Here is a 14,911-nt window from a genome sequence, read left to right on the forward strand (position 1 = left end):
AGCGGGAAACCGGTCGATCCGGGCCCGCGTCAGGGGATCTGCCGGCGACGGCGCGCGGCGATCGACGGCGACTGCCGCAGCGCAGCAGAGGTATCGTTTTACAAGCGCTTTACAATCCGCCATGAAAACGTTTACGTTGGCGCCGCAATGCGGTTCCCTGTTCGCGGATCGGGTCACCAATGCCAGCAGCAACCATCAAAGACGTGGCGCGCGAGGCCGGTGTATCGGTGGCCTCGGTGTCGCGCGCGCTGAACGGCGGCCGTGGCGTCACCGCCGAAACCTGCCGGCGCATCGTCGAGGCGGCCCAGCGCCTGCGCTACGTGCCGCACGCCGCCGCCCGCATGCTGATCACCCGGCGCACCAATACGGTGGGCGCCCTGCTGCCCGACCTGTACGGCGAATTCTTTTCCGAGCTGATCCGCGGCATCGACCTGGCGGCGCGGGCGCGCGGCCTGCACCTGCTGGTCTCCAGCTCGCACGATGACGCGGAAGCGGCGGCGGCAGCCCTGCGCGCGATGCAGGGGCGGGTCGACGGCCTGCTGCTGATGTCGCCCCACGCCGATGCTGACTTCCTGCGGCAGAACCTGCCGCAGAATCTTCCCACCGTGCTGATCAACACCCGGCTGTCCGGCACCGACTACTGCGCCCTGTCGGTCGACAACGACGGCGGCGCGCGGCTGATGGTCGAACATCTGCTGTCGCTGGGTCGACGGCGCATCGTGTTCATCCAGGGCCCACCGGGCAACCGCGACGCCACCCAGCGCGAACTCGGCTATCGCGAATCGCTGGCCAGCCATGCACCGGACAGTCCGGTGATGATGCTTCGCGGGGACTTCAGCGAGGAATCCGGCTATCGCGCCGGCCAGCAGGTGCTGGCGATGCGGCCGCGGCCGGATGCGGTGTTCGCCGCCAACGACATGATGGCGATCGGCTGCCTGGCGGCCCTGCGCGAGGCAGGCCTGCGCATCCCGCAGGACATCGCCGTGGGCGGCTTCGACGACGTGCCGATGGCGCGCTACGTGACGCCGCCGCTGACCACGATCCAGGTGCACATCGCGGAACTCGGCGGACAGGCGATGGCCCTGCTGGGCGAGCAACTCGACCACCCGGACGACGTGCGCGCGGGCCACCGGCGCCAGGTCGGCGCCGAGCTGGTGGTGCGCGCATCCAGCGCCGCACCATCGGGCTGAAACGCATCGACATACCGGCGCCGGATCGCGCCGGAAGGAACTGCACCGGGCAGCGGTCGGTGCACTCCAGGCGGGCCACGGTAGCGGTCCGCAGACAATGGCACGGCAACGACGGAAGAGCGTTCCACCACCTTGCAACGATTACGGGAGAGGGTCAGTCATGGTCAATCAACGTACGTTATCCAGGCACATCTCGCTGGCACTCGCCGGCCTGCTGGTCACCGCATTCGCGCTGCCGGGCGCGCACGCCCAGACCAGCACGGCGATCCTGCGCGGGCACGTCAGCGCACCGCAGGGCGCGATGCCCACCCAGGTGGTGGCCACCAATACCGCCAACGGTTTCGTCAGCAAGGCGAAGGTCGGTGCGGACGGCAACTACACCCTGGCCGGACTGAGCCCGGGCAGCTACACCATCGTGGCCAGCGGCAACGGCAGCAGCGCCAGCCGCACCGTCACGGTGCAGGTCGGCCAGGCGCTGAACCTCAACCTGGACGCCGGCGCCGCCGCGGCCGGACCCAGCACCAGCAATGCCACCGAGCTGCAGGGCGTCTCGGTGAACGCCACCACCCTGGTCGAGACGCGCACTTCGGAAGTGGCCACCAACATCAGCCAGAAGCAGATCCAGCAACTGCCCCAGAACGAGCGCAACTTCCTGGATTTCGCCAAGCTGGTGCCGGGCGTGACCACCTCGCGCGACCCCAACTCGAAAAGCTTTTCGGCGGGCGGTCAGTCGGCCGAGAATGTAAACGTTTTCATCGACGGCGCCAGCCTGAAGAACAACGTGCTCAAGGGCGGCATCGCCGGCCAGGACTCCACCCGCGGCAACCCGTTCTCGCAGGAGGCGGTGCAGGAATTCCGCGTACTCACCAACAACTACAAGGCCGAGTACGAGCAGGCCGGCACCGCGATCATCACCGCGGTGACCAAGTCCGGCACCAACGAATTCCACGGTTCGCTCTACGACTACTTCCAGAACACGTCGATGATCGCGCAGAACTCGTTCGACAAGAAAAACCACGTCAAGAAACCCGAATACAAGCGCGAACAGCGCGGCTTCACCCTGGGCGGCCCGATCATCAAGGACGTGGCGCAGTTCTTCATCAACTACGAGGAACGCAAGGACACCGCCAACAAGACCGTACAGATCAACGACCCGCGCTTCGCCCAGTACAACGGCACGTTCTCGGCGCCGTTCAACGAGAAGACCTTCTTCGGCAAGTTGAGCTGGCAGCCGAACCATGACAACAACGTCGACCTCAGCCTGACCACCCGGCGCGACAGCGAGCAGCTCGGCTTCGGCGGCACCACCGCCTACAGCGCCCGCAGCAACCGCAAGAACAACGTCGACGACCTGCTGCTGAAATGGCAGAAGCGTGGCGACAGCTACACCAATGATTTGCTGCTGGATGCGGGCACGGCAAAATGGCGCCCCACCTCGGCCGAATCCGGCACGGCGCGGGCCATCGTCGATCCCGGCATCGCGGTGATCGGCGCCGGCGGCGACCTGCAGGACAAGGGCCAGGACCAGCGCACCTTCCGCGACGATTTCACCTGGTTCGGCCTGCCCGACCACACGATCAAGGCGGGCATCAAGTACGCCGCGTACGGCATCACGCTGGAGCAGAACAGCGCCACCGTGCCGACCTACTACTTCCAGGAAGGCCCGGATTATCCCGGCGGCTTCAACACTCCCTACAAGGCGGTGTACGCGCCCAACGGGGCCAGTGCCAACCTGCACACCAACCAGTTCGGCCTGTATGTACAGGACGACTGGGACATCACCGAACGCCTGCAGTTGAACCTGGGCATCCGCTGGGATTACGAGACCAACGCCCTCAACAAGGACTACGTGACGCCGGCCGCGCAGATCCCCACGCTGGAATACCTGGGCCTGCAGAACTACATCAGCAACGGCCACAACCGTGACGGCTACAAGGGGGCGATCCAGCCGCGGCTGGGCTTCTCGCTGGACGTCAGCAAGGACGGCGACCAGAGCACCACCATCTTCGGCGGCGCCGGCCGCTACTACGACCGCACGCCGTTCGACTGGATCAGCCAGGAACAGCTGCACTCGCTGGTGCCGAACTACACCTTCCTGTTCAGTCCCGGCGGCGTCACCCCCGGCACCATCGCATGGGACCCGAGCTACCTGACGCCGGCCGGCCTCAACGGTCTGCTGGCATCCGGCTCGGCCGGTTTCAGTTCCGAAATCGACGTGGTCAACAACAACACCAAGCCGCCGCACACCGACCAGTTCAGCCTGGGCGTGCGTCAGGTGATGGGTGACTGGACCGCCTCGCTGACGTTGGCCCGCGTGCTGGGCTACGACCAGTTCACCTGGGTGTGGAACCGCCTGCCACTGCCGGGCTTCACGCTCGACATCATGCCCGGCAGCCCGTACGGCGCGGTGCTGCACAACACCGACAAGAAGACCCAGTCCAGCAGCGTGCTGGTCAGCATCGACAAGCCGTACACCGAAGCGTCCGGCTGGGGCGTGGGCCTGGCCTACACCTACCAGCGCGCGCGCCAGCAGGGCAACGACAACTACTCGCTGGACTATGTCGATCCGGCGGGCTACCCCGCCGGCAACGTGGGCGAGAAACAGCACCTGGTGCTCAACGGCATCGTGCGCGGGCCATGGGATACCCGGCTGACCGGCATCTTCACCTATGGCTCGGGCCTGCCCTGGGACTACTTCGATACCCGTCCGGGCTGCGACTACAACTGCGTCTTCTACAAGGGCGGCAAGTACGGCCAGAAGTACCTCAACCTCGACCTGTCGATCGCCAAGGAATTCCGCTGGGGCGAAAGCCAGGCGCTGGAGCTGCGCTTCGACGTGATGAACGTGTTCAACCGCGACGTCGACAACGGTTACGTCAACAACCTCTACAACGGAGCGAACCCGAATCCTGATTTCGGCCGGGCCACCAGTGCCGACCCGAACCAGACCCGCCGCTTCCAGATCGGCGCGCGCTACACGTTCTGATCCACCCGCGGCAAGGCAGTACCGATTCATCCGTCCGCTTCGTGAGAACGGACGTCTGGACGTCCACCTGAACCTGCGCTCCCCCGCGGGTCCAGGTGGCGTCGCTCACAAAGTACGGCAGACCGATCATGACGTTTCCCCACCGGCCCGCATGGCTTGCCTCCCTCCTGCTCGGCCTGGCCCTGGTGCTGGCAGCTCCCGCCAGCCCGGCCTGGCAGGCCCGACCCGACCCCGCTCCCGCCACAACCGCCACAACCGCCAGCACGCCCGAAGTACCGGCGCTGGTCAACGACCTCGAACAGCGCACCTTCCAGTTCTTCTGGGACAGCGCGGACCCGGCCAATGGCCTGGTGCCCGACCACTATCCGGGCGAATCGTTCTCCAGCATCGCCGCGGTCGGCTTCGGCCTGACCGCCTACGGCGTGGGCGTGGAGCGCGGCTACATCACCCGTGAACAGGCGGTGGAGCGCACGCTCGCCACGCTGCGCTTCTTCGACACTGCGCCGCAGGGCGACAGCGAGGACGACGACAGCGGCTACCACGGTTTCTTCTATCACTTCCTCGACATGAAGAGCGGCCGGCGCTTCGCCCGCTGGACCGAGGTGTCCACGGTCGACACCTCGCTGCTGCTGGGCGGCGTGCTGTTCGCGCAGTCGTACTACGACCGCGACACGCCGGCCGAGCAGGAAATCCGCACGCTGGCCGACCGCATCTACCGGCGGGTCGACTGGCCCTGGGCACAGGTGCGCGCGCCGCTGATCAGCATGGGCTGGACGCCGGGCGGCAAGTTCATCCCGCACGACTGGGAAGGCTACAACGAGGCGATGCTGGTCTACGTGCTGGCGCTGGGCTCGCCCACGCATCCGGTGGACGCCGACGCCTGGACGGCGTGGACCCGCACCTACGACCGCAGCTGGGGCAGCTTCCACGGCGAGCAGCTACTGAACTTCGGCCCGTTGTTCGGCCACCAGTACAGCCATGTGTGGATCGACTTCCGCGGCATCCGCGATGCCTGGAACCGCCAGCACGACCTCGACTATTTCGAGAACAGCCGCCGCGCGGTGATCGCCCAGAGGAACTACGCGATCGCCAACCCGGGCGGCTGGACCGGCTATGGCCCGAACATGTGGGGGCTCACCGCCAGCAACGGTCCCGGCGGCATCGTCATGGACGGCAAGAGCAAGCGCCAGTTCTACGGCTACACGGCGCGGGGCGCCGGACTGGGCTACCTGGTCGACGACGGCACCCTCGTGCCCACCGCGGTCGCCGGCTCGATCGCGTTCGCGCCCGAGCTGGTGATTCCCGCGCTGGAGGAGATGAAGCGCCGCTACGGCAGCGCGATCTACAACCGGCACGGCTTCGTCGACGCCTTCAACCCCAGCTTCCACGTGCAAACGGAGTTGCGCACGGGCAAAGTGCTGCCGATGGGCTGGGTCGACAGCGAGCAGCTGGGCATCGACCAGGGGCCGATCGTGCTGATGATCGAGAACTGGCGCAGCGACTTCGTCTGGAACGTGATGAAGAAGAACCCGTACATCCGCAAGGGACTTCAGCGCGCCGGCTTCGAAGGCGGCTGGCTGGCCGCGCAGGCGTCGAAAAAATGAGCTGCCGTGCGCGCCCGTGGCGGCACGCATGGCTGGTGGCGATCGCCTGCTGCAGCGCCCTGCTGGGCAGTTGCACGCAAGCGCCGGACAACCACGAACTCACGTTCTGGACGATCGGCCGCGAAGGCGAAGCCATCGTCCAGTTGCTGCCCGCGTTCGAGCGCGCCCACCCGGACATCCACGTCAGGGTGCAGCAGCTGCCGCTGACCGCCGCGCACCAGAAGCTGCTTACCGCCTTTGCCGGCGATTCCACCCCGGACCTCAGCCAGCTCGGCAACACCTGGCTGCCCGAGCTGGCCGCATTGCACGCGCTGGAGCCCTTGCAGGCGCGGGTCGACCGTTCGCGGGTGATCCAGCCGCGTGACTACTTCGCCAGCATCTGGGCCACCAACGTGATCGACGGCACGCTGTACGGCGTGCCGTGGTACGTCGACACGCGGCTGCTGTTCTATCGCCGCGACCTGTTGCAGGCCGCCGGTTTCGACGCACCGCCGCGCAACTGGGCCCAGTGGCGGCAACAGCTTGCTGCATTGAGCGATCCCGCCCGCCACCGCTACGGCATCCTCTTGCCGACCAACGAGTACGAGCAGCTGATGTCGCTGGCGCTGCAGCAGGACTACGGCCCGCATCCCGGCGACGGGCTGTTGCGTGACGGCGGTCGCTACGGCAATTTCGAAAGCGCGGGGTTCAAGCAGGCGCTGGCCTTCTACGTCGACACCTTCCGGCTGCGCCAGGCGCCGGCGATCACGAATGTCGAAGCGGGCAATCCGTGGACCGAGTTTGGCCGCGGCGTGTACGCGTTCTACCTGTCCGGCCCGTGGAACATCGGCGAATTCCGCGCGCGCCTGCCGGCAGCGCAGCAGGACGACTGGGCCACCGCGCCCCTGCCCGGCCCGACCGGTTCCGGCATCGGCGTGGCCGGCGGTTCCAGCCTGGTGATCTTCCGTCGCTCGCGGCACAAGGACGCGGCGTGGCAGCTGATCGAGTACCTGTCGCAGCCCGCGGTGCAGCGACAGTTCTACGACCTGCTCGGCGACATGCCGCCCCGGCGCAGCTCATGGGAGGGCGGCGCCCTGCATGACGATCCCAAGGCGCGCGCGTTCCGCCAGCAGCTGGAGCAGGTGCGGCCCGCGCCGGCCGTGCCGGAGTGGGAGCGCATCGCCAACGAGATGCAGCTGGTCGCCGCCGAGGCGATCGCCGGCCGGCTGACGATTGACCAGGCCGCCGCCGAGATGGATCGCCGCGCCGACGCGATCCTGGCCAAACGGCGCTGGGTGCTCGACCACGCCCATCCTGACCAGCTCCGTGGGCACACGCCATGAATCCGCAACGGACGGCCTGGCTGTTCCTCGCCCCGGCGCTGCTGGTGCTGGGCGTGTTCTTCCTGCTGCCGGTGCTGGCCGCGCTGCTGCTCAGCCTCACCGACTACGACCTCTACGCGCTGGCCGACATCCGCAACCTGCGTTTCGTGGCGCTGGGCAATTACTGGGAACTGCTGCAGCGGCCGCTGTTCTGGTCGGCGCTGGGACACACGATGTACTTCGTGGCGGTGGGCGTGCCGTTGTCGATGGGCGCCTCGCTGGGCGCGGCGATGCTGCTGAACTCGCCGCTGGCGCGCTGCAAGCCGTTCTTCCGCACCGCGCTGTTCGCGCCGGTGGTGACCACGGTGGTGGCCACCGCGGTGATCTGGCGCTACCTGTTCAACACCAAATACGGCATGGCGAATTATGTGCTGGGGCTGCTCGGCATCCATCCGGTGGACTGGCTGGGCGATCCGCACTGGGCGATGCCCACGATCATCGCGTTCGCGGTGTGGAAGAACTTCGGCTACAACATGATCATCTTCCTGGCCGGCCTGCAGGCGATCCCGCCGGACCTGTACGAAGCCGCCCGCATCGACGGCGCCTCGCCCTGGCGGCAATTCCGCCACATCACCCTGCCGATGCTCAAACCCACCATGCTGATGGTGGGCATCCTCACCGTGTCGGGCTACTTCCAGCTGTTCGCCGAACCCTACGTGATGACCGAGGGCGGCCCGCTGCAAAGCACGGTCAGCGTGCTGTACCTGATGTACGACGAAGGCTTCAAGTGGTGGAACCTCGGCTCCGCTTCGGCGGTGGCGTTCCTGCTGTTCCTGATCATGTTCGCGGTGACCGTGCTGATGCTGAAACTGTCCCGACACGGAGAGCAGGCATGAATCCGCGGCTGGCCAGGGCGCTGGTCAACGGCCTGCTGATCGGCGTGGCCGCGGTGGCGCTGTTCCCGCTGCTGTGGATGCTATCGGTGTCGTTCATGGCGCCGGGCGCGGCCAGCGCGCTGCCGCCGCCGCTGCTGCCGCGCCATGCCGGCTGGGACAACTACCGCGAATTGTTCGTGCACGCCGGCATGGGCCGCTACCTGCTCAACAGCCTGCTGGTGGCCGGCACCATCACCGTGCTGTCGCTGGCCTGCAACCTGCTGGCCGGCTACGCCTTCGCCAAGCTGCGCTTCGCCGGGCGCGAGCGGCTGTTCCAGGCCTTGCTGGGCGCACTGGTGATCCCCGCCCAGGTGGCCATGCTGCCGCTGTTCCTGCTGCTGAAGTACATCGGGCTGGTGAACAGCTACGCCGGCGTGGTGGTGCCCGCGCTGGCCACCGTGTTCGGCATCTTCCTGGTGCGCCAGTACGCCCGCGGCATTCCCGACGAACTGCTGGAAGCGGCGCGGATCGACGGCGCCGGCGAGTGGCGGATCTTCGCGCAGATCGTGCTGCCGCTGCTGAAGCCGATCATCGTGACACTGGCCATCTTCACCTTCCTCGCCGCGTGGAACGACTTCATGTGGCCGCTGATCGTGCTGACCGGGCAGGACCACTACACCTTGCCGATCGGCCTGGCCTCGCTGGCGCGCGAACACTCGCAGGACAGCGAGCTGATGATGGCCGGCTCGGTGGTCACCGTGCTGCCGGTGCTGCTGCTGTTCCTGTCGCTGCAGCGCTACTACCTCGAAGGCCTGCTGCTGGGCAGCGTGAAGGGCTGACGATGCGTCGCTACCTTCCCGTGCTGCTTGCCCTGCTCGCGATCAACCACTTCGCACATGCCGAAGCGGCGTCACGAACCCTCGACGACTTCACCCAGCCGAACGCCTGGCAAGCCATCGCCACCGACGACATCGGCGTATCCCTGCGCCCGGCCAGCGGGCCGCACGGCAAGGCGATCTGCCTGGACTTCGACTTCAACGGCGTGTCCGGCGGGCCGAGCCTGCGTCGCACGCTGCCGATCACTTTTCCCGACAACTACGCGCTGTCGTTCGACGTGCGCGGCAACATGCCGACGAACGACCTGCAACTGAAACTGATCGACGCCAGCGGCGACAACGTGTGGTGGTATCGACAACAGAACTTCCGGCCGACCGATGCGTGGCAGACGATCACCGCCAACAGGCGCGACATCGTTTCGGCTTGGGGTCCGGCGCAGGACCGCACGCTGCGCCACACGCAGACGCTGGAATTCACCCTGTATGCCGGGCAGGGCGGTCGCGGCGAATTCTGCCTCGGCAATCTCCGCCTGACGCCGTTGCCGCCCGCACCCGTCGACGAGCCCACGCCGGCCAGCCTCACCCCGAATGCCCGGCTGATGCGGCAGGCGCGCAGCGCCCCGCGCGGCATCTACCCGCGGGGCTTCTCCGGCGAGCAGAGCTACTGGACCCTGGTCGGCGTGGACGGTGGCGCGAAGCAATCGGCGCTGCTCTCCGAGGACGGCGCGGTGGAGGTGCGCAAGGGCGGCTGGTCGATCGAGCCGATGCTGCTGGACGGCGACACGCTGATCGACTGGGGCACGGTGAAAGCCACGCAAAGCCTGCAGGACGGCTACCTGCCGATTCCCACCGTGCACTGGCAGGCCGACGGCCTGCGGCTGGACACCACAGCCTTCGCCAACGGCACGTCGGCTCGTTCGAACCTGCTGCTGCAATACCGCCTGCACAACGACGGCTCGCAACCGCGCACGCTGACGCTGGCCTTGCTGTTGCGACCGTTCCAGGTCAATCCGCCCACCCAGTTTCTCAACACGCCCGGCGGCATCAGCGCGATCCGCGACCTCGAGCGGGATGGCCATGGCGTGCAGGTCAATCGGGCGCTGCGCGTCGTGCCGCTGCAGACACCCACCGCGTTTGTCGGCAGTCGCCATGGCGAGCTCACCTTGCCGCAGCGGCTGGCCCGCGGCGAACGGCCGCGCATCACCGCGCTGCACGACGACAGCGGCTACGCCCAAGGCGCGCTGCTGTATCGGCTGACCGTGCCGGCTCACTCGGCCGTGACGCTGGGCCTGGTGGTGCCTTCGGATGCGTCTTCGTTCGCCACTCCCGCCGACGCCATGCGCTGGCTGCAGCAACAGCGCGACGAGGTGGCGGCCGCATGGCGCGAAAAGCTCGATCGCGTGACCCTGCAATTGCCGGCTGCCCAACAGGCGCTGGTCGACACCGCGCGCAGCGCGCAGGCCCAGATGCTGATTTCGCGCGATGGCCCGGCGCTGCAACCGGGCACGCGTTCGTATGCGCGCACGTGGATTCGCGACGGCGCGATGATGAGCGAGGCGCTGCTGCGCAGCGGCCACGCCGACGTTGCGGGCGCGTTCGTGCAGTGGTACGCGCCGCACCAGTTCGCCACCGGCAAGGTGCCGTGCTGCGTCGATGCGCGCGGTGCCGACCCGGTGGTGGAGAACGACAGTCCCGGCGAATTGCTGTTCGCGATCGCCGAATGGTGGCGCTACGGCCATGACCGTGCCGGCCTGCGGCGGCTATGGCCGCACGTGGAACGCACGGTGGCCTACATGGACCGGCTGCGCGCCAGCGAGCGCACCCCGGCGCAGCAGGGCAGCTCGCGCTACGGCCTGATGCCGGCCTCGATCAGCCACGAAGGCTACTCGGCCAAGCCGATGCATTCGTACTGGGACGACTTCTGGGCGCTGCGCGGCTACGACGATGCGGTCGAGCTGGCGCGCGTCCTGGCCAGGCACGACGAGGCGATCCGCTACGCCGCCTCGCGCGATGCCTTCCGCGCCGACCTGCAGGCCTCGATCCTGGCGGCGGTGCACGAACACCGCATCGACTTCATCCCCGGCGCGGCCGAGCTGGGCGACTTCGATGCCACCTCCACCACCATCGCGCTGTCGCCCGGCGGCACCCAGGCGTGGTTGCCGCCAGCGTTGCTGCAGCAGACCTTCGAGCGCTACTGGCAGGGCTTCATCGCGCGGCGCGACGGCGACAAGCCATGGGATGACTACACCCCGTACGAGTGGCGCAACGTGGCGGCCTTCGTCCGGCTGGGCTGGCGCCAGCGGGTGCCGGCGCTGCTCGACTTCTTCATGGCCGACCGCCGTCCCGCGGGGTGGAACCAGTGGGCCGAAGTGGTGGGTCGCGACGCGCGCGAGCCGCGCTTTGTCGGCGACATGCCGCATGCGTGGATCGCCTCGGACTTCCTGCGCTCGCTGTACGACCTGTTTGCCTGGGAGCGCCGCAGCGACCAGGCGCTGGTGCTGGCCGACGGCATGCCGGTGGACTGGCTGCGCGGCGAAGGCATCGGCATTGAGCACCTGCGCACGCCCTACGGCGAGCTGAGTTACCGCCTGCGCGAACACGACGGGCGGCTGGAGCTGTCGCTGCCGGCCGGCAACGCGATGCCGCCCGGCGGCCTGGTGCTGCGCTGGCCGTACGCCGGCCAGCCCGGCGGCACGGCGCGGCTGAATGGTGCGCCGGTGGCGTGGCGGCACGGCGAGATCGTCGTCCGCTCGCTGCCCGCCACGGTGCAGATCGACCCCGCCCGCTGATCCCGACTGCGAAAACCGCTTGACCGAGACGTTGCGCCTACTGTACTAATGCACACAGTACACAAGGTACAGCCAAGCGGAGACCCTGATGGCCCGAACCCAAGCCCTGCTGATCCAGATCGCCACCGGCGATCCGCGGCCGATCAGCAAGCAGATCGTCGACGGCGTGCGCATGAAGATCGCCACCGGCGAGCTCGCCGTCGGCGCGCAGCTGCCCAGCGTGCGCGGACTGGCGCAGCAGTTGACGATCAACCCGAACACCGTGGCCAAGGCCTATGCCGAACTCACCGGCGACGGCTGGCTGGAATCGCGCCAGGGCCTGGGCCTGTACGTGGCCACGCCGCGCCAGCGGCTGAGCAATGCCGAACGCGACCGCCGCATGGATGACGCCGTGCAGAACTTCGTGCACGAGGTGGCCGCGCTGGACTATCCGCCCGAGCGCGCGCTGAGCCGGCTGGAACGCGCGCTGCGCGTGCTGGCCCCGAAGAAATCCGCCTGACCCGGAGGCGAGAGACGAGCATGACCGAGCCCACGCCTTCCGAGTACGTGATCGAGACCGCAGCGTTGTGCAAGCGCTACGGCACCAAGCTGGCGCTGGACCAGCTGGACCTGCGCATCGCCAGCGGCCGCATCCACGCCATCGTGGGCGCGAACGGGGCGGGCAAGTCCACGCTGTTCCGCATCCTGCTCGGCTTCCTGCCACCGAGCTCGGGCCAGGCCCGCATCCTCGGCCGCGACAGCCAGCGATTGACACCGACCGACCGCGGCCGCATCGGTTTCGTCAACGAGGAACACACGCTGCCGAACTGGATGCGCGTGGCGGCGGTGACCGCGATGCAGCGCCACCACTACCCGCGCTGGGACCAGCGCGCGTTCGACGAGGTGATCGGCCACTACCACGTGCTGCCGGAGCAAAAGGTCGGCCAGCTGTCGCGCGGCGAGCGCGCCGGTTTCAACCTCGCGCTGACCCTGGCGCAACGGCCGGAGCTGCTGGTGCTGGACGAGCCGACCCTGGGGCTGGACGTGGTGGCCAAGCGCGCCTTCCTCGAATCGCTGCTGTATTCGAACGCGGCCGGCCAGTGCACGGTGATCTATTGCTCGCACCAGATGGAAGAGGTCGAACGGGTCGCCGACAACCTGATCATCCTCGAACGCGGCCGACTGATGAACATGTCGGCGCCCGACGATTTCTGCGCGCGGGTGACCCACTGGGTGGCGGACATCCCGTTCGCCGGCCCGCCCCCGGCCAGCGTGCCCGGACTGCTGCAGGTACAGCGCATCGACGGCTTGCACCACTACCTGGTGCTGGACCAGGACGAGGACTTCGCCAGCTTCCTGCAAGCCAGCGGCGCGCGTTCGGTGCAGAGCATGCCGGTGAGCCTGGACCGTGCGGTCAACGGCTTCCTGGCCAAGAACCACGCCGTACCGGCCGCGGCCTGAGCGCCGCCCTTTTTCGAGGAAACAACATGCGCGATCTTTTCAGGGCCGAACTGCTGCGCTTCCGCAGCTGGGCCATCGCCGGCGCGTTGCTGCATCTGCTGGTGCTGGGTTTCCTGACCCGGGTGGTCGACCTGGCGCAGCAGCCACTGCTGGTTTACCGCGTGTTCGGCGGCGTCTACGCGCTGGCCGGCCTGTTGCTGGGGCTGTTCCAGATGGGCAGCTACCGGCGTCCCAGCACCTGGCTGAACCTGCTGCACCGGCCGTTGCCGAACTGGCGCATCGCCGCGGCGCTGCTGGGTGCGGGCGTCGTGTTGCTGGCGCTGGCCGCGGCGCTGCCGATCCTGCTGATCGCCGTCTACCAGCACGGCATGACCGCACGCGTGGTCGACCTGCGCCACTGGCTGTTCCCGCTGGCCGCGCTGCTGATCGCCGCCTGCGGTTACCTGGCCGGCGCCTACTGCATGCTCGGCGGTCGTCGTCATTCGACCTGCGCGCTGGTGTTCCTGGTGTTGCTGGCGGTGAGCCAGGCCATCGGTCCGCGGATGCTGATCGTGCAGGCGCTGGCCCTGCTGTGGCTGGCGGCGATGGTGCTGGCCGCGTTCAAGCCCGACCTCAGTGCGCCGCCGCGTTCGCTCACCGCCACCGTGATCACCGCCCTGCCGCTGCAGATGGGCGTCTATCTGCTGGCCCTGCTGCTGGGCTTCGGCGTGGAGATGCTGTGGATCATGCAGGGCACGCATCCGAACAACATGAGCGTGCCGCCACCCGGCGGCCACAACGAAACCGAACGGATGACGCCGCAGCAGCGCATGCTGGCTGGCCTGGCCGCCAGCCGCGCGGCGCAGGCGCCGCTGTGGCGCGAGCAGGTGGCGCTGTCCGAAGTGCATGAGATCGGGTCGCAGCTGGCGGCCACCCCGGTGCGCAACGAACTCACCCACGCCGCGGCGGCGCAGATGGAATTCGACGACGAGGAACTGCGCGTGCGCTGGGTGTTCAGCCACGATCGCATGCGCTTCGAAGGCTACCGCCTCACCGATGGCCGCCATTTCGGCGAGCTTGGCGTGGGCGCCGGCGATGCTGCATTCCCGGCACCGGCGCAGGCGGCCGGCAGCCTGCCGGCCCTGCCCAGGGGTGATGGCGCGCTGGTCGCCGGCAACACGCTGTATCACTACGTCAGCGCCAGCCATCAGGCACGGCCGCGCATCCGCCTGGCCGCCGGTGAAATCCTGGCCGGGGTGACGCCGGTGGGCGAAAGCCTGGTGGTGGCGAGCGATCGCGCGCTGTACTTCTTCGATGGTCGCGACGCGGCCGCCAGCGACGCCTTGTTGAGCCCGCGCCAGCGACTGTCGATGCCCGGCCGCAGCGGCGACCTGAGCAACATCGATCTGATCGAGCTGGTGGACGGCTACCTGGTGTCGTTCTCCTTCACCACCTACGCACATGAACTCACCGGCGCGGCGCCGTACCAGAGCGTGCTGTGGCTGGACGACGCCGGCTACGTCACCGAAGCTGCCCATCGCGCGATCGGCTACGACTACCCCGCGTTGTACCGCTACAAGGCGTGGTGGCCATCGCCGGCGCTGTATGCCTTGCGCGTGGCGGCGCTGGAGCTGTTCGCGGTACACGATCCGCTGGACGTCACCGCGCCACCGCCGATTCCCCGCCGCATCCAGCTGTTCGCCGGCGCCCTGATGCTGCTGTCGCTGCTGGCGGCGATCTGGCTGTGCCGTCGACGCGCCCTGTCCACGCCGGCGCGGCTGGCCTGGCTGCTGGCTTGCGCCGTGGTCGGACTGCCGGCGCTGGCCAGTCTGTGGCTGCTGTATCCCGCCGGCGAATACGCGCCGTCCCGACGCAAGCTGCTGCCCGCAACCGCCTGACCACGCGCGGCGC

The 14,911-nt window shown here is 68.2% G+C and carries 10 protein-coding genes; all 10 read left to right on the forward strand.

What is annotated here, in order from left to right:
* Positions 1-179: 179 nt before the first annotated feature.
* The 10 genes from I6J77_RS17510 (at position 180) to I6J77_RS17555 (ending at position 14,898) form a co-directional block, all read left to right on the forward strand.
* The gene (locus I6J77_RS17510) at positions 180-1,190 is read left to right on the forward strand and encodes a LacI family DNA-binding transcriptional regulator (protein ID WP_204110029.1); all 1,011 of its coding nucleotides are present in this window, start codon (positions 180-182) and stop codon (positions 1,188-1,190) included.
* A gap of 160 nt (positions 1,191-1,350) precedes the next feature.
* Complete coding sequence (locus I6J77_RS17515; RefSeq protein ID WP_204110030.1) at positions 1,351-4,176, forward strand: TonB-dependent receptor; 2,826 nt, start codon at positions 1,351-1,353, stop codon at positions 4,174-4,176.
* Positions 4,177-4,304: 128 nt separating this feature from the next.
* A complete protein-coding gene (locus tag I6J77_RS17520) occupies positions 4,305-5,780 on the forward strand; it encodes a glucoamylase family protein (protein ID WP_204110031.1) in 1,476 nt (491 codons plus the stop codon).
* Complete coding sequence (locus I6J77_RS17525) at positions 5,777-7,102, forward strand: sugar ABC transporter substrate-binding protein (protein WP_204110032.1); 1,326 nt, start codon at positions 5,777-5,779, stop codon at positions 7,100-7,102. The genes I6J77_RS17520 and I6J77_RS17525 overlap by 4 nt, the downstream gene beginning before the upstream one ends.
* Complete coding sequence (locus I6J77_RS17530; RefSeq protein WP_204110033.1) at positions 7,099-7,977, forward strand: carbohydrate ABC transporter permease; 879 nt, start codon at positions 7,099-7,101, stop codon at positions 7,975-7,977. Before I6J77_RS17525 ends, I6J77_RS17530 begins: the two co-directional genes overlap by 4 nt.
* Positions 7,974-8,795, forward strand: a complete 822-nt coding sequence (locus I6J77_RS17535; RefSeq protein WP_204110034.1) for a carbohydrate ABC transporter permease — start codon at positions 7,974-7,976, stop codon at positions 8,793-8,795. Before I6J77_RS17530 ends, I6J77_RS17535 begins: the two co-directional genes overlap by 4 nt.
* Positions 8,796-8,797: 2 nt before the next feature.
* Positions 8,798-11,581, forward strand: a complete 2,784-nt coding sequence (locus tag I6J77_RS17540) for a discoidin domain-containing protein (RefSeq protein WP_204110035.1) — start codon at positions 8,798-8,800, stop codon at positions 11,579-11,581.
* A gap of 88 nt (positions 11,582-11,669) precedes the next feature.
* Positions 11,670-12,080 carry a GntR family transcriptional regulator gene (locus I6J77_RS17545; RefSeq protein WP_056714051.1) on the forward strand — a complete coding sequence of 137 codons (411 nt, stop codon included), beginning with the start codon at positions 11,670-11,672 and terminating at the stop codon, positions 12,078-12,080.
* Positions 12,081-12,100: 20 nt separating this feature from the next.
* A complete protein-coding gene (locus tag I6J77_RS17550; RefSeq protein ID WP_056762791.1) occupies positions 12,101-13,021 on the forward strand; it encodes an ABC transporter ATP-binding protein in 921 nt (306 codons plus the stop codon).
* Positions 13,022-13,047: 26 nt separating this feature from the next.
* Entirely contained in the window at positions 13,048-14,898 is a 1,851-nt protein-coding gene (locus tag I6J77_RS17555; RefSeq protein ID WP_204110036.1) for a hypothetical protein, read from the forward strand.
* Positions 14,899-14,911 lie beyond the last annotated feature (13 nt).

Origin of the sequence: Rhodanobacter sp. FDAARGOS 1247 (assembly GCF_016889805.1) — a bacterium.
Lineage (GTDB): Bacteria > Pseudomonadota > Gammaproteobacteria > Xanthomonadales > Rhodanobacteraceae > Rhodanobacter.